This is a genomic window from Martinezella tropici (assembly GCF_003287875.1).
In the GTDB taxonomy this organism is placed as follows: domain Bacteria; phylum Pseudomonadota; class Alphaproteobacteria; order Rhizobiales; family Rhizobiaceae; genus Rhizobium; species Rhizobium tropici_C.
The window spans coordinates 250,988-265,053 of the sequence record NZ_QMKK01000046.1 but is presented as its reverse complement, the minus strand read 5'-3'; the positions used below and the strand labels follow the sequence as shown (position 1 = coordinate 265,053).

The window sequence follows — 14,066 nt, the reverse complement described above, 5'->3', positions numbered from 1 at the left end:
CCGCGATACGCGCTATGTGCCTGAAGCAGCCACGAATTCGCCTGTGGGCCGCCGGCCCACTCGAAGCCTGCCTGTCCGGGTAGCGGCCTTGCCAGGCGACGCGGACAAGCAGAGCAAAGATTTAACGGGGTACAAAGGGAAACATCATGTTCAAGAAGCTTGCACTTGCCGCCACGCTGACGGCGCTCCTTGCCAGCGGCGCCAACGCCGCCGACGTCGTCGTCTCTTCGAAGATCGACACCGAAGGCACGCTGCTCGGCAACATCATTCTCGCAGCACTCAATGCCAACGGCATCAAGGCGCAGGACCGCATCGCGCTCGGCACGACGCCTGTGGTCCGCAAGGCGATTACCGCGGGCGAAATCGACATCTATGCCGAATATACCGGCAATGCCGGCTTCTTCTTCAACAAGGCCGACGATGCGGCCTGGAAGAATCTGCAGCAGGGTTACGATCTGGCGAAGAAGCTGGACTATGATGCCAACAAGATCGTCTGGCTGACGCCTTCGCCCGCCAACAACACCTGGGCGATCGCCGTGCGCAACGATGTCGCCGGCCCAGCCAAGCTGAAGACCATGTCGGACTTCGGCAAGTGGGTCGCTGGCGGCGGCCCAATCAAGATCGCGGCCTCTTCCGAATTCGTCAATTCTCCGGCAGCCCTGCCGGCTTTCGAGACCACCTACAGCTTCAAGCTGAAGCCGGATCAGGAAGTCGTGCTCTCGGGCGGCGATACCGCCGCGACGATCAAGGCTGCGGCCGACCAGACCAACGGCGTCAACACGGCGATGGTCTACGGCACAGACGGCGCCATCGAAGCGGCCGAACTGACCGTGCTCGAGGACGACAAGAGCGTGCAACCGGTCTATGCGCCGACGCCGATCATCCGCGAGGCTGTGCTGAAGGCCAATCCGAAGATCGAAGAGGTTCTGGCTCCGATCTTCAAGGGCCTGACTGCCGATGTGCTGCGCAAGCTGAACGGCCGCATCCAGGTCGATGGCGAGCCGGCCAAGGCTGTCGCCGAATCCTACCTCAAGGACAATGGCTTTCTGAAGTAAGGCATCGACGCTGCTCTGGCGGCTCCATTTTGATACGGTGGAGCCGCGGACATTTGAATGGGCATGGTTTTGTCCGAACCCGCCTTGAATTCTGGGCTCATGCGCTGACGGAGCTTGCCTGATGGAAGATGCACTAGCGGTCCGTCGAGTGGACCGTCTCGGAGTGGTGCTGGTGGCGGGCGGCGCGCTGGCAATGGCCTGGGCGCCCTTCATCATCGTCAAGGCAAACCGCATCGCCGCCGGCAAGCCGCAGCTGCTGACGCAACTCATTGCGCAGCCGGCCGCTGTGGTCTTGCTTATTCTTCTGACGGCAGCAGCGCTTGCAGCACTGTTCCTACGCAATCAGATCATCCGCCTCGGCATTGCCACGCTTGCGATCGCCGCACTGATCCTCACGCTCGGCTTCGTCTCGACCGCCGCGACGCCAGCGGGCAGCACCGTGGCCCGCATCACACCCGGCGGCTCCTTCTGGGTGCTGCTGGCCGTCGTGGGGCTGATGATCTCGGATGCTCTGGTGAAGCTGCGGCTGACGCCATGGCTGAGGGTCGCGGCGCTGGCGCTCTATGCCGCCCTGCTTGCCGTCGTCCTGCGTTCCGGCCTGCTCGACAATCTCTCGATCATGAAGGAATATGCCAACAATGCCGACAAGTTCTGGCACGAAGCGCTCAGCCATGTATTCCTTTCCATCGGCTCGGTTGCGATCGCCATCGTGCTTGCGCTGCCGCTCGGCATCTTCTGCTATTGGCAGCCGCGCATCCGTGCCGTGGTGCTGCGGGCGCTGAGCCTGGTGCAAACCATTCCGAGCCTGGCGCTGTTCGGCATCCTGATGCTGCCGCTCGGCTATATCGCCGCCAACGTTCCTTTCGCTGCCGAGATCGGCGTCAAAGGCATCGGCGTGGCGCCGGCGCTGGTAGCGCTCGTTATCTATTCTCTGCTGCCGATCGTCGCCAATACTGTCGTCGGCCTTGCCGGCGTCGATCCTTCCGTGCGCGATTCCGCCGCCGGCATGGGCCTGACACGCCGGCAGATCCTGACCGGCATCGACCTGCCGCTCGCCTTTCCGGTCATTCTCACCGGTATCCGTATCGTGCTGGTGCAGGCAATCGGCCTCGTCACCGTGGCGGCGCTGATCGGCGGCGGCGGCTTCGGTCTCTTCATCTTCCAGGGCATCGGCCAGACAGCCAATGACCTCGTTCTGCTCGGCGCCGTGCCGACGGTCTTTCTCGCCTTCTCATCGGCCGTCATCCTCGATGCGGTCATCGACAGCATTCGGGGACAACGCGCATGACCAGCATGATCGAGCTCAAGGGCGTCACCAAGCGTTATGGCAGCGCGACTGTGGTCGATAATGTCAGCATGAGCATGGAAAAGGGCACGATCACCGTTATCGTCGGCACCTCCGGCTCCGGCAAGTCGACGCTGATGCGCATGATCAACCGGCTGGTACCAATCACCGAAGGTCACATCTCCGTTGCCGGCGAGGACATCATGAATGTGCCGGCGACCGAGCTTCGCCGCCGCATCGGCTATGCCATCCAGGGGCACGGGCTTTTTCCGCATCGCACGGTCGCGCAGAATATCGCCACCGTCCCCGAGCTGCTCGGCTGGGAAAAGACGCGCATCGATGGTCGCGTGGAAGAACTCCTCAATCTCTTCCATCTCGACCCCGGCACCTTTGCCGGCAAATATCCAACCCAGCTTTCCGGCGGCCAGCAGCAGCGCGTCGGCGTCGCGCGCGCACTCGCGGCGGAACCGGAATTGCTGCTGATGGACGAGCCCTTCGGTGCGCTCGACCCGGTCATCCGCGGCAAGGCACAGGACGATCTGCTTGCCATCCAGAAGCAGTTCGGCACCACCATCGTCCTCGTCACCCACGATATGGACGAAGCCTTCCATCTCGGCGACCAGATCGCCGTCATGAGCGAAGGCAAGCTTTTGCAATGCTCCGAACCCGAGAAGATCCTGACCGAGCCGGCCGATCCTTTCGTGCAGCAGCTGACCGGAACGTCCGACCGGGCCTTGAAGCTGATGTCGTTGCTGCCGCTGAAGGAAAGCATGCAGCCGCCGCGCCCCGGGCTCGGTCACAGCCTGCCGCAAACCCTCAATCTGCGCGATGCGCTGGCGGAATTGATCTGGCAGGGCGCGGACGAGGCGACGGTCGAGGACGAGCGCAAGACGCCCGTCGGTTCGATCTCGATCCAACATCTGATCGAGCTGGGCCGCAAAGCATGAAATTTCTCGCCGCCAATCTCTTCCGCCTTCTCGCGCTGGCGCTGCTGCTGGTGCTGCTGTTTTATCCGGAATGGCTGACGCCTGTCCTTGCGCCGCTGACCAAGTTCGGGGCGTCGCCGATCTATACGCAGAACAGCCTGCCGAGCCTGGCGCTCAGCCATCTCGAACTCATCCTGATCTCGATTGCGGCAAGCGGGATCCTGGCCGTGCTTGGGGGCATCTTCGTCACACGGCCGATCGGCGCCGATTTCCTGCCGCTGTCGCGGGCGATCGCCAATGCCGGGCAGACCTTCCCGCCCGTTGCCGTGCTGGCGCTTGCGATCTCGACCACCGGCTTCGGTGCGGTGCCGACCTTGATCGCGCTGTTTCTCTATGCGCTGCTGCCGATCTTCGAGAACACGGTAGCCGGCCTGCAGCAGGTGCCGGCCTCGGTGCTCGACGCCGCCGACGGCATGGGCATGAGCGGCTGGCAGCGGCTCTTCCGCGTCGAATTGCCGCTCGCCTTGCCGCTGATCATCGAGGGCTTGAAGATCGCGACCGTCATCAATATCGGCACGGCGACGATCGGCTCCACCGTTGCCGCCAAGGGGCTTGGCGAAGTCATCATCGCCGGGCTGATCAACGACAACACTGCCTTCATCCTGCAGGGCGGCCTGATCGTCGGCCTGATGGCGGTGCTAATCTATGACGGCATGGAGATGATCGAGCGGTCGGTCACCAGCAAGATCGGATTGCAATCCCATTGATAAGGCGACCGCCAGCCCCTTCAAGGCCGGCGCCGCACATAGGTTTATCAAGTGCCTTCGCCGGAAGGCAAAGGCGCGCCGGGCAGGTAAAGCGAGACCGGCCTGATTTCATAGACGGCCGTGGGATTGGCGCGGCGCAGCTCGCGCGCGGCTTCGACGGCCGCATCGAGCGTCGGAAAATCGACGACGTAGAAGCCGAGCAACTGTTCCTTGGTTTCGGCAAATGGGCCATCGATGACCAGTCCCGCACCCGGCCCGCGCAAGGTGACGGCCTTCTGGGTCGGGCCGAGCCGCGCGGCTGGTCCCAGCGATTTCTGCGCGACCAGGCGATCATTGATCTCCAAAAGCTCCGTCATGAGCGCGGCATCCTCCTCCTTGCTCCAGGATTCAACGATACCTTCCTCGTGATAAGCCAGAATGGCATAGTACATGGTTTCCCCCTTTGAGCCGAATACTTGAGCGCCGGGGAGTTAAGCAGACGGATCGAAATCCAGAAACCCCGAATCTGCACGCAAACAAAGGTGGAGCGATTTGCGACATGCTTGCCTTGACAACCCGGCGGTGGCATTGGCTTTGGCTATATCTTCCAAAGACCGATGGAGGCGCCGATGGCCAAGATGATTCATTCGATGATCCGCGTGCTCGACGAAGCGCGCTCGATCGAATTCTACGACAAGGCATTCGGCCTGAAGACCGCCGACCGGATCGCCTTCGAGACCTTCACGCTGATCTATCTCAGCAATGCTGAAACCGGGTTCGAACTGGAATTGACGATCAATCAGGGCCGCACCGCGCCCTATCCATTGGGGGAGGCCTACGGTCACCTCGCGGTCTCGGTCACGGAGCTGAAAGACGAACATGCGCGGATGACCGCGCTGGGGCTGAACCCTGGCAAGATCGTCGAACTCAATCGGGATGGGAAGCTTTTTGCGCTCTTCTTCTTCGTCACCGACCCTGACGGTTACAAGATCGAAGTGGTGCAAAGGCATGGGCGGTTTCAATAAAACCACGCATATCGGCACCCCGCGTCTGCGGGGCCTGCCGAACCGGCTTTATCAGCGCGCTCACATCCAATACGGCGGCACGCCAAAATAATCGTGGCTCTTGTGGCCATGATTCTTATGGTCGTGATCGTCCTTGGCGGCGAAACGGCATGCCTTTTCGATGTCGTTCTTGGTCATGCTGACGCGATAGCCGTCGATGCGGGCATCGTAGCGCAGCTTCTCCCACGGCAGCCGGTAGTGCTCCTGGCCGATGCCGAAGAAGCCGCCGAAGCTCAAAATGACGAAAGCGATGCGTCCATCACTTTTCTCGAGCATCAGGCGTTCAATATGACCAATCTGCTTACCGTCCGAGCCGAATACCCTGGATCCCTCGACGCGGTCGCAGGCGACCAGCATCGACATGTCCTTGATGTAAAGGTCACGGCCCGAGATCTCGGCACTCTCTTTATGCATATGCGCACCTCCTTTTGGATACGCGTCACATAAAATCGTGGAGCGTCCGATCTGCTCTTTGGGGCAGCACGATGCTCCGATGGGTTTACACCCACGGGCCTATTAACGCTCCGTTGTCATAAAAGTTCCAGTACTTTTTTCAAGATTGTAAAAAAACGTGAGCGCAGAACGTTTATTGACGTTTACGTCAAGGTTATTGTAGCTTCCATGATGCTCCAATAATTTAGTTGAGAGCAAAGGCTGCGACGATGTGAAAAGCGGGAGACTTTTCGATCGCGCGGTGACACTTTACATGACCGCCGCCCGAGGACGGCGGGGCGTGGTGATGATGCGTAGAGGAGGAAGTGCGCATGAATTCAGTCTCCGCTCCTTCGGATAGACCGCAGGTCAAGAAAATATGGCTCGCCTCTTATCCGGACATCGTACCGGCGGAATTGCCGCCGCTGGAGCATGCGTCACTCGTCGAGCTGCTGGAGGAAAGCTGCGCGCGCTATGCCGACCGGCTCGCCTTTACCAGCATGGGCAAATCCGTCACCTATCGCGATCTCAACACGCAGACGCGCAAGATTGCCGCATGGCTACAGAGCCTCGGCCTTCAGAAGGGCGACCGCGTCGCCGTCATGATGCCGAACGTGCTGCAAAATCCGATCGCAGTTTACGGCATTCTTCGCGCGGGCCTCGTCGTCGTCAACGTCAATCCGCTCTATACACCGCGCGAACTCGAACACCAGCTGCGCGACTGCGGCGCCAAGGCGATCTTCGTTCTGGAGAATTTCGCCCATACGGTGGAGCAGGTGCTGGCGCATACGGATGTTCGCCACGTCGTCGTCACCGCGCTTGGCGACATGCTCGGCGTCAAGGGCCATATCGTCAACTTCGTCGTGCGCAAGGTGAAGAAGCTCGTGCCGGCGTGGTCCATCCCCGGCCACCGCAGTTTCAGGAGCGTTCTTGACGAAGGCGCGCGCCTGCCGCTGAAGCCTTCCGAGCTGACCGGCAGCGATATCGCCTTCCTGCAATATACCGGCGGTACGACAGGCGTTGCCAAGGGCGCGATCCTCACCCACTCCAATCTGCTCGCCAACCAGCTGCAATTGCTGCTCTGGCTGCAATCCGCCTACATCAACAAGCCGCGCCCGGAACAGCTGACCTTCGTCTGTGCGCTGCCGCTCTATCACATCTTCGCGCTGACGGTGAATTCGCTGATGGGCATGTCGCTCGGTGGTCATAACGTGCTCATCGCCAACCCGCGCGACATACCGGCCTTCATCAAGGAACTGGGCAAATACAAGTTCGACATGTTCCCCGGCCTGAACACGCTGTTCAATGCGCTGATGAACAACCCCGAATTCGCCAAGCTCGATCTTTCCAACACGGCAACGCTTGCCGGCGGCATGGCGGTGCAGCGGCCGGTCGCCGAGCGCTGGCAGAAAATGACGGGAGCCTGGATCACCGAAGGCTACGGCCTGTCCGAGACATCGCCGGTCGCAAGCGCCAATCGCTTCGACAGCCCGGAATTCACCGGCACGATCGGCCTTCCGATCACCGGCACCGATTTCGACATTCGCGACGAGAACGGCAATTCGCTGCCGCTCGGCGAAGTTGGCGAGATCTGCATTCGCGGGCCGCAGGTTATGGCCGGCTATTGGAAGCAGCCGGCCGAAACCGCGCGCGTGATGACATTGGACGGCTTCTTCCGAAGCGGCGACATGGGCTTCATGGACGAGCGCGGTTATACCAAGATCGTCGACCGCAAGAAGGACATGATCCTGGTCTCGGGCTTCAACGTCTATCCGAACGAGATCGAGGAAGTGGCTGCCATGCATCCGGGCGTTCTGGAAGCCGCTGCGATCGGCGTGGTCGATCCGCATTCAGGCGAGGCGGTGAAGCTCTTCATCGTCAAGAAGGACCCGGCCCTGACAGAGGCCGACGTCAAGGCCCATTGCGCGGCCAATCTGACCAATTACAAGCGCCCGCGCTTCATCGAATTCCGCTCGGAACTGCCGAAATCGAATGTCGGCAAGATCCTGCGCAAGGAGTTGCGCGGCTGACATAAATCCATGCCATTCAGGAAGCCGCTCGCCCTTTTTGGCGAGCGGCTTTTTTCGTTTTGGACGATACGTGAACTTGATTTACGCCCTACATAGGGAATAGTTTCCGCGACCAACTCAGAGTGCCCTGCCCTCTCCGGACGGCAAGCGGCGCGAACCGCAAGGAGTCCCCATGAACGCCCTCGTCGATCAACTGAAGAGCGCCGCATCGGCAACGAAGGCCACCGATATCCGCGCCGCCTTTGCCGCTGATCCCAAGCGCTTTTCCCGTTTCAGCGCTTCGGTCGACGACCTGCTGATGGATTATTCCAAGACGGCGGTGAACGACGAAATTCTCGCCCTGCTCGAGAAACTCGCAGCCGAGGGCGGCATCGCGGCCAAGCGCGAGGAAATGTTCTCGGGCGTCGCCATCAACTTCACCGAAAACCGCGCCGTGCTGCATACCGCGCTGCGCAACCGCTCGAACAAGCCGGTACTCGTCGACGGCAAGGATGTCATGCCCGACGTCAACGGCGTGCTGGCCGCCATGGGCAAGTTTGCCGACGGCATCCGCTCGGGCGCACTCAAGGGCTCCACCGGCAAGGCGATCACCGACGTCATCAACATCGGCATCGGCGGCTCCGATCTCGGCCCGGTCATGGCGACGCTGGCGCTGGCGCCTTTCCACGACGGCCCGCGCTCGCACTTCGTCTCCAATATCGACGGCGCCCATATCGCCGATATCCTGAAGCTCGTTTCCCCCGAAACGACGCTGTTCATCGTCGCGTCCAAGACTTTCACGACCATCGAAACGATGACCAACGCCCAGACGGCACGCAAGTTCATCGCCGATGCGCTCGGCGAAGCCGCCGTGCAGCACCACTTCGCCGCCGTTTCGACGGCGCTCGACAAGGTCGCCGCCTTCGGTATCGACAGCGAGCGCGTCTTCGGCTTCTGGGATTGGGTCGGCGGTCGCTACTCGATCTGGTCAGCCATCGGCCTGCCGCTGATGATCGCCATCGGCCCGGAAAACTTCGGCAAGTTCCTCGACGGCGCGCATGCGATGGACAACCATTTCCGCCAGGCGCCCTTCAAGGAAAACCTGCCGATGCTGCTCGGCCTCATCGGCTTTTATCACCGCAACGTGCTCGGCTACCCGACGCGCGCGATCCTGCCTTATGACCAGCGCCTCTCGCGCTTCCCGGCCTATCTGCAGCAGCTGGATATGGAATCGAACGGCAAGGGCGTCACCATCGACGGCACGCCGGTCGAAGGCAATTCCGGCCCGGTCGTCTGGGGCGAACCCGGCACCAACGGCCAGCACGCCTTCTATCAGCTCATCCACCAGGGCACGAGCATCATTCCGGCCGAATTCATGATCGCCGCCAATGGCTTCGAACCGAACCTGCGCCACCAGCACCAGCTGTTGATGGCCAATTGCCTGGCGCAGTCGGAAGCACTGATGAAGGGCCGCACTTTCGAGGAAGCCAAGGCCCAGCTCACCTCCAAGGGCATGGACGACAAGAAGGCCGACTTCATCGCGCCGCACCGCGTCTTCACCGGCAACCGTCCGTCGATCACCTTCGTCTACGACAAGCTGACGCCCTATGCGCTCGGCCGCCTGATCGCGCTTTACGAGCACCGCGTCTTCGTCGAAGGCGTGCTCTTCCGCATCAATTCCTTCGACCAGTGGGGCGTCGAACTCGGCAAGGAACTGGCAACAGGCCTGCTGCCCGTCATCGAAGGCAAGGAAAGCGCTGCCGGCCACGATTCCTCGACGCAAGGGCTCGTGGCTGCGCTGGCAAGCCGCGCGAAGTAAGCGTTCGTCTCACCTCCCCCTTGAGGGGGGAGGTCGCCGCGAAGCGGCGGGTGGGGGTGACAATTGGGTGGCTGCAGAGGTTGCCGCGATCACCCCACCCCGGCACTACGTGCCGACCCTCCCCCTCAAGGGGAGGGTTTAAGCATTGCGCACTCTCCGAGCTTTCAGAACAAATGAACGACTAAAGTCCGATCTCACTTGCCCAAGGCGGGTTGGCGCCGGCGCGCGACACAGTCACCGCTGCCGCCTTGGCGCCGAGCCCGAGGGCATCTTGCAGGGCTTTTTCGTCAAGCGAAGCCACCTGCGCCTTGGTCAGCAGGTTGTTCATCTTCAGCGACGCCAGGATGCCGGCGTCGAAGGTGTCGCCCGCGCCGACCGTGTCGACCACGGTGACGCGCTCGCTCGGAACCGAAACCTTCAGCGACTTGGTATAGCCGGTCGCGCCTTCCGCGCCCTTGGTGACGACGACGAGCTTTGCACCCTTGGCCAGCCAATGCGCAGCGAGTTCATCGTGATCGCCAGGGATACCGAACCATGCCAGGTCCTCATCGGAGAACTTCAGGATATCGGACATGGCGACCATGCGATTGAGACGCGCCATATGCGCGGCCTTGTCCTTGATGAAGCCAGGGCGGATGTTCGGATCGAGCGAGATCACGCGGCTCTGGTGCTCGCGCTTCATCAGCGCCTCATAGGTCGCGCCGCACGGGTCGGGGATCAGGCTGATCGCGCCGAAATGCAGGGCTTCGCAATCGTCGCCGAGCGCCGGAAGATCGGCCTCGGTGATCATGCGACCGGCCGTGCCTTCATCATAGAAGGCATAGGTCGCCTGGCCGTTGACGAGCTTGACGAAGGCAATCGTGCTCGGGCGGGGCGTGATGGCGCAATAGCTGAAATCGACCTTGGAGGCCGACAGCGTCTCACGCAGGATATCGCCCATCATATCGTCGGCGAGACCGGTAAAAAAGCCCGTGGGAACGCCGAGACGGCCAAGCGCGATCGCAGTGTTGAAGATCGCGCCGCCGGCATAGGGAGCAAAGCCCTTCTCCCCCTGCGTCGTCTCCCGCGGCAGCATGTCGATCAAAGCTTCGCCACAGCACAATATCATTCCGGCCTCCCAAAGAGCGCGTCTGTCGTATCCATAAATCGATTAGATAGATTCAGTGCAAAAGCAAAGCGTCAGTTTGTGGGCAGCTCCGAAATACCGCCGTTCCGGCCGGACCAGGCGAGCGGCGCATTGAGAAAGGCCTCGACCTCCTCCAGCGTCTTGTCGTCGAACAGCTTCTGCTCCTTGGCGACGGCGAGCACGTCGCGCCAGGTGGCGATGTGATGCAGGCGAACTTTTCCATTGGCGAAGCGCTCTTCCGCTTCGGGGAAGATGCCGTAATAGAACAGCGCCATGCCGTGGTCGACGATGCCGCCGGCCGCGCGGATGGCGTCGATGAAGGTGAACATGCTGCCGCCGGCCGTGGTCAGGTCCTCGATGACGAGCACGCGGGCGCGGTCGCGCATATCGCCTTCGATCTGGGCGTTGCGGCCATGTCCCTTCGGCTGCTTGCGGACATAGATCATCGGCAGGTTCAGCCGCTCGGCCAGGAAGGCGGCGAAGGGAATGCCCGCCGTCTCGCCACCGGCAACGCAATCGAACTGTTCGAAGCCGGCATTGCGCACGATGAGGCTTGCGGCGAAATCCATGACCGTCGAGCGGATGCGCGGATAGGAGATCAGCTTGCGGCAGTCGATATAGACCGGGCTCGCCATGCCGGAGGCAAGCTTATAGGGCTTGTCGGCGCTGAAATGGACCGCCTTGATCTCCCAAAGCATCCTGGCCACCAGCTCAGCCATGACGGCGCGATCGGTAAAAGTCATCTGGGTCATGCGAGGCCTCCTTCGCAGCGCTAATGTTCCAGCGGCAATAGCAGCAAGCAGCCCGAGTTTCCAGACGAATAGAAGCTTTCACTGATATCGTCACGGCTGCGGCTCGCAAAGGCGACCGGAAGGATCACTGCAGTGCGCCGAGATCGGCGGGAAGCATCGCCTTGAACAGCGCGATGACCTTATCGCCTTCCTCCCGTTCGATCGAAATCGCGTAACGGACGGCGGCGGCGACCAGCTGCATGGTCAATCGGGCTGTTCTTGCGAGTTCACCTTGGTTGCGCTCGGGCCAGAGGCGCTCGAGAACGGTCAGAAATGCCTGCGAATGCCATTCCATATCCTCGGCGTCGACCTGCTGCAGCAGTTTGTCGGCATGGGTGGCATGCCAGATGTCGCGCATGACCGGCTCATCGAGAAACATCGCGTAATAGCCATCGACGATGCGCCCAAGGGCCTCCTGGAGCTGATCGCGACTTTCGATTGCCGCCAGCTCGTCTTCGACGCATTGCCGGCCCTGCTCGTTGAAACGCTCGGCCAGCACGCGGATGATCGCCGTCTTGTCGGGGAAATATTGATAGAGCGAGCCGAAGGAGACACCGGCCTTTTCGACGATCTCGCCCATGCGCAGCGCGTCGCTGCCGTTCTCGGCAATCAACTCGGATGCCACCGAAAGGATCAGTTCCACCCGTTCGCGGCCGCGCTGCTGGCTGGGTATGCGACGCGGTGTGCCCGCCTCATTCTTGCTGCGCCTGCGTCTCGCGATCTGTTCCTGCGTCATGCCTTCCCCTGCCTGTCACTGTTGACAAGCAATATAAGAGAGTTTATCACATTTCGCAAATAAGAGAATTTATCACATTTTGTGCTGGAGGAGCTTGAAATGCAGATCTCGACAATTGCCATCATTGGCGGATCGGGAAAAACCGACCGCCGGATCCTCGGCAGGCAACCGGAAGATTTTTTCGCTTATGCCCGGCAAACCGCCGCAACCGGCATCTGGAGTGTCCAGTCATGACCTTTCCGATCACGAATATCGCCCTCGTCGTCGCAGCACTCAGCAGCGGCCTTCTCGCCGGCGTCTATTTCGCTTTTTCGACCTTCATCATGCAGGCCTTCGCCCGTCTGCCAGTCGATCAGGGGATCGCTGCCATGCAGTCGATCAACACGACAATCGTGCGCTCGCCCTTCATCGTGCTGTTCCTGCTGACGGCCGCGCTGTCGCTCTTCATCGCGGTGATGGCAATTCTCTACTGGCGGGGCAGCCTCAGCATGATGATGCTGACGGGTGCGGCGCTCTATGTCGTCGCGAGCTTTCTTTCGACGATGGTGTTCAATGTGCCGCTGAACGACGCGCTCGACAAGGTCGACGGCCATTCCGCAGAGTCGGCACAGCTATGGTCGACCTATCTCCGCGACTGGGTCTGGTGGAACCATGTGCGCACGGTGGCTTCCCTATTGGCCGCCTGCGCCTTCGTGAAAGCTCTGTTCTGAATGCATCGGAAGAGCAGCCGTACGCCCCTGGAAATGACCGATCAGAGCGTTCTGTTTTTACGCAACTCCGGACGGAAAACCGCTGCGCACTTTTTCTGGAATTGCTTTAGACGGCGTGCAGATAGGCCGCAACCTCGACACGGTTGCGGCCGTTGCGCTTGGCCTCGTAGAGCGCCTTGTCGGCGGCACGGAGAACGTCGTCGAAGCCCAGGCCCTTGACTGTGCCGGTGGCTACCCCGGCGCTGACGGTGCAGACCAAGGTCTTGTCGTCGATGCTGATCGCCCGTGCCGCAAAGGCATCACGTACCCGCTCTGCGACCTGCTCCGCGCGCCCCGGCAGCGCATTGTCGAGAACGAGCGCAAATTCCTCGCCGCCCAGGCGTGCCACGGTGTCGGAAGGCCGCAAACCGAAGGCGAGCTCCTGACCGAAAAGCTTGAGCACAAGATCCCCGGTGGCGTGGCCGTGCTGATCGTTGATGGTCTTGAAACGGTCGATGTCGAAGATGATGACGGCCATGGAGGGGCCAAAGCTACGGTGGCCGTGAAGATCGAACAAGGCTCGGCGGTTCAGCAGCCCGGTCAGAGAATCGGTGATCGCCTCCTGACGGTGGAACGCGGCCTGGCGCCATTGGTGCAGCGCAAGCGACAATGCGCCGATCCCGGTCATCCCGGCAATACAGACGGCAAGGCTGACATCCTCCGCCCAATTGTCCGGCGCATGACCCAGTACGAGCTTGCCATCGGCGATCAACACAGCCGCGCAGAGGGCAAAGGAAATGGCGGTCAGCATGTAAAGCGCGGTGATGCCGTAAAGAGGCGTGGGCGCTTCACGCCGGCTCAGCCAATATTCACGCGCCGTCAGAAGCAGGAGGACGCAGATGACGACATTGTCGCCGATGAAGGCAAGCCCGTCGTAACCGGCGAGCATAGGTCCCACCGAAGCGCAGATGCCGGTCAGGCAGCCGAGAGCGAAGCGAGCTTTGGAGAGGTGGCGCGTGCGGAACTGGTGGCCCGCCATCCAAATGGTCGCAAAACCGATGAAAAACAACACGAAAGTCAGGATGGCAAGAAGCGGTTGCGGCCGATCGACATAGGCGCCGTAGATGAAAATCCCGGCGACGAGCGGCACAAGGCCGGCGGAGCACGTCAGAAGAAAAGTATCGGGCCGGCGGGAAAACCAGCTTCCGACCAGTGTGACCGCGAGGCAGGACGCGGAAACGCCGAGAGCCAGAAGTAGGGAATTATAATCAACCAGCATCATGCTCTTTCGACGGTTTCACTTTCTACCGCGGGGGATCGATGACACGCTAGGCTTCAAGGGGTATCAAATTGGTTACAGCAAATAATAAAGAAAATATATATCAGTA

The 14,066-nt window shown here is 61.1% G+C and carries 15 protein-coding genes; 9 read left to right on the top strand and 6 right to left on the bottom strand.

Annotation, left to right across the window (positions count from 1 at the left end; all coding sequences use genetic code 11):
- Positions 1 to 146 precede the first annotated feature (146 nt).
- The 4 genes from osmF (at position 147) to DQ393_RS21425 (ending at position 4,033) form a co-directional block, all read left to right on the top strand.
- Entirely contained in the window at positions 147 to 1,055 is a 909-nt protein-coding gene (osmF, locus tag DQ393_RS21440; RefSeq protein ID WP_112343727.1) for a glycine betaine ABC transporter substrate-binding protein OsmF, read from the top strand.
- Positions 1,056 to 1,176: 121 nt separating this feature from the next.
- Positions 1,177 to 2,343, top strand: coding sequence for an ABC transporter permease (locus DQ393_RS21435; protein ID WP_112343726.1), 1,167 nt, complete (start codon positions 1,177 to 1,179; stop codon positions 2,341 to 2,343).
- Complete coding sequence (locus DQ393_RS21430; RefSeq protein ID WP_112343725.1) at positions 2,340 to 3,287, top strand: ABC transporter ATP-binding protein; 948 nt, start codon at positions 2,340 to 2,342, stop codon at positions 3,285 to 3,287. Before DQ393_RS21435 ends, DQ393_RS21430 begins: the two co-directional genes overlap by 4 nt.
- Positions 3,284 to 4,033 carry an ABC transporter permease gene (locus tag DQ393_RS21425; RefSeq protein ID WP_112343724.1) on the top strand — a complete coding sequence of 250 codons (750 nt, stop codon included), beginning with the start codon at positions 3,284 to 3,286 and terminating at the stop codon, positions 4,031 to 4,033. Before DQ393_RS21430 ends, DQ393_RS21425 begins: the two co-directional genes overlap by 4 nt.
- Positions 4,034 to 4,080: 47 nt before the next feature.
- Here the strand turns inward: DQ393_RS21425 and DQ393_RS21420 are convergent, their stop codons facing one another.
- A complete protein-coding gene (locus DQ393_RS21420; RefSeq protein WP_112343723.1) occupies positions 4,081 to 4,464 on the bottom strand; it encodes a YciI family protein in 384 nt (127 codons plus the stop codon).
- A 177-nt stretch (positions 4,465 to 4,641) separates the two neighbouring features.
- Here DQ393_RS21420 and DQ393_RS21415 point away from each other — a divergent pair, with 177 nt between their 5' ends.
- Positions 4,642 to 5,037: a VOC family protein gene (locus DQ393_RS21415; protein WP_112343722.1), complete on the top strand. Its 396-nt coding sequence runs from the start codon at positions 4,642 to 4,644 to the stop codon at positions 5,035 to 5,037.
- A gap of 60 nt (positions 5,038 to 5,097) precedes the next feature.
- Here the strand turns inward: DQ393_RS21415 and DQ393_RS21410 are convergent, their stop codons facing one another.
- On the bottom strand, positions 5,098 to 5,490 hold the full coding sequence (locus DQ393_RS21410) for a PRC-barrel domain-containing protein (RefSeq protein ID WP_112343721.1): 393 nt from the start codon (positions 5,488 to 5,490) through the stop codon (positions 5,098 to 5,100).
- 350 nt (positions 5,491 to 5,840) lie between these two features.
- Between DQ393_RS21410 and DQ393_RS21405 the strand changes: the two genes are divergently transcribed.
- Together DQ393_RS21405 and pgi are read left to right on the top strand one after the other, a co-directional pair.
- The gene (locus tag DQ393_RS21405) at positions 5,841 to 7,538 is read left to right on the top strand and encodes a long-chain fatty acid--CoA ligase (protein ID WP_112343720.1); all 1,698 of its coding nucleotides are present in this window, start codon (positions 5,841 to 5,843) and stop codon (positions 7,536 to 7,538) included.
- A gap of 172 nt (positions 7,539 to 7,710) precedes the next feature.
- The gene (gene pgi / locus DQ393_RS21400; RefSeq protein WP_112343719.1) at positions 7,711 to 9,336 is read left to right on the top strand and encodes a glucose-6-phosphate isomerase; all 1,626 of its coding nucleotides are present in this window, start codon (positions 7,711 to 7,713) and stop codon (positions 9,334 to 9,336) included.
- A 181-nt stretch (positions 9,337 to 9,517) separates the two neighbouring features.
- Here the strand turns inward: pgi and DQ393_RS21395 are convergent, their stop codons facing one another.
- From DQ393_RS21395 to DQ393_RS21385, 3 genes are all read right to left on the bottom strand, one after another.
- On the bottom strand, positions 9,518 to 10,444 hold the full coding sequence (locus tag DQ393_RS21395; RefSeq protein ID WP_112343718.1) for a carbohydrate kinase family protein: 927 nt from the start codon (positions 10,442 to 10,444) through the stop codon (positions 9,518 to 9,520).
- A 71-nt stretch (positions 10,445 to 10,515) separates the two neighbouring features.
- Entirely contained in the window at positions 10,516 to 11,214 is a 699-nt protein-coding gene (locus DQ393_RS21390; protein ID WP_112343717.1) for an orotate phosphoribosyltransferase, read from the bottom strand.
- 124 nt (positions 11,215 to 11,338) lie between these two features.
- A complete protein-coding gene (locus tag DQ393_RS21385) occupies positions 11,339 to 11,989 on the bottom strand; it encodes a TetR/AcrR family transcriptional regulator (protein ID WP_112343716.1) in 651 nt (216 codons plus the stop codon).
- A gap of 99 nt (positions 11,990 to 12,088) precedes the next feature.
- Between DQ393_RS21385 and DQ393_RS34130 the strand changes: the two genes are divergently transcribed.
- Both DQ393_RS34130 and DQ393_RS21380 read left to right on the top strand, forming a co-directional pair.
- The gene (locus DQ393_RS34130; protein ID WP_281024033.1) at positions 12,089 to 12,223 is read left to right on the top strand and encodes a hypothetical protein; all 135 of its coding nucleotides are present in this window, start codon (positions 12,089 to 12,091) and stop codon (positions 12,221 to 12,223) included.
- Positions 12,220 to 12,699 carry a DUF1772 domain-containing protein gene (locus tag DQ393_RS21380; RefSeq protein WP_112343715.1) on the top strand — a complete coding sequence of 160 codons (480 nt, stop codon included), beginning with the start codon at positions 12,220 to 12,222 and terminating at the stop codon, positions 12,697 to 12,699. The genes DQ393_RS34130 and DQ393_RS21380 overlap by 4 nt, the downstream gene beginning before the upstream one ends.
- Positions 12,700 to 12,805: 106 nt before the next feature.
- Here DQ393_RS21380 and DQ393_RS21375 read toward each other — a convergent pair whose 3' ends face one another.
- Entirely contained in the window at positions 12,806 to 13,957 is a 1,152-nt protein-coding gene (locus DQ393_RS21375; RefSeq protein WP_112343845.1) for a GGDEF domain-containing protein, read from the bottom strand.
- Positions 13,958 to 14,066: the final 109 nt, after the last annotated feature.

What these genes read in the sequence shown, in the direction of transcription:
- osmF (WP_112343727.1), top strand. Translation starts at nt 147, where the DNA reads ATGTTCAAGAAGCTTGCACTTGCCGCCACGCTGACGGCGCTCCTTGCC.
- DQ393_RS21435 (WP_112343726.1), top strand. Translation starts at nt 1,177, where the DNA reads ATGGAAGATGCACTAGCGGTCCGTCGAGTGGACCGTCTCGGAGTGGTG.
- DQ393_RS21430 (WP_112343725.1), top strand. Translation starts at nt 2,340, where the DNA reads ATGACCAGCATGATCGAGCTCAAGGGCGTCACCAAGCGTTATGGCAGC.
- DQ393_RS21425 (WP_112343724.1), top strand. Translation starts at nt 3,284, where the DNA reads ATGAAATTTCTCGCCGCCAATCTCTTCCGCCTTCTCGCGCTGGCGCTG.
- DQ393_RS21420 (WP_112343723.1), bottom strand. Translation starts at nt 4,464, where the DNA reads ATGTACTATGCCATTCTGGCTTATCACGAGGAAGGTATCGTTGAATCC.
- DQ393_RS21415 (WP_112343722.1), top strand. Translation starts at nt 4,642, where the DNA reads ATGGCCAAGATGATTCATTCGATGATCCGCGTGCTCGACGAAGCGCGC.
- DQ393_RS21410 (WP_112343721.1), bottom strand. Translation starts at nt 5,490, where the DNA reads ATGCATAAAGAGAGTGCCGAGATCTCGGGCCGTGACCTTTACATCAAG.
- DQ393_RS21405 (WP_112343720.1), top strand. Translation starts at nt 5,841, where the DNA reads ATGAATTCAGTCTCCGCTCCTTCGGATAGACCGCAGGTCAAGAAAATA.
- pgi (WP_112343719.1), top strand. Translation starts at nt 7,711, where the DNA reads ATGAACGCCCTCGTCGATCAACTGAAGAGCGCCGCATCGGCAACGAAG.
- DQ393_RS21395 (WP_112343718.1), bottom strand. Translation starts at nt 10,444, where the DNA reads ATGATATTGTGCTGTGGCGAAGCTTTGATCGACATGCTGCCGCGGGAG.
- DQ393_RS21390 (WP_112343717.1), bottom strand. Translation starts at nt 11,214, where the DNA reads ATGACCCAGATGACTTTTACCGATCGCGCCGTCATGGCTGAGCTGGTG.
- DQ393_RS21385 (WP_112343716.1), bottom strand. Translation starts at nt 11,989, where the DNA reads ATGACGCAGGAACAGATCGCGAGACGCAGGCGCAGCAAGAATGAGGCG.
- DQ393_RS34130 (WP_281024033.1), top strand. Translation starts at nt 12,089, where the DNA reads ATGCAGATCTCGACAATTGCCATCATTGGCGGATCGGGAAAAACCGAC.
- DQ393_RS21380 (WP_112343715.1), top strand. Translation starts at nt 12,220, where the DNA reads ATGACCTTTCCGATCACGAATATCGCCCTCGTCGTCGCAGCACTCAGC.
- DQ393_RS21375 (WP_112343845.1), bottom strand. Translation starts at nt 13,957, where the DNA reads ATGCTGGTTGATTATAATTCCCTACTTCTGGCTCTCGGCGTTTCCGCG.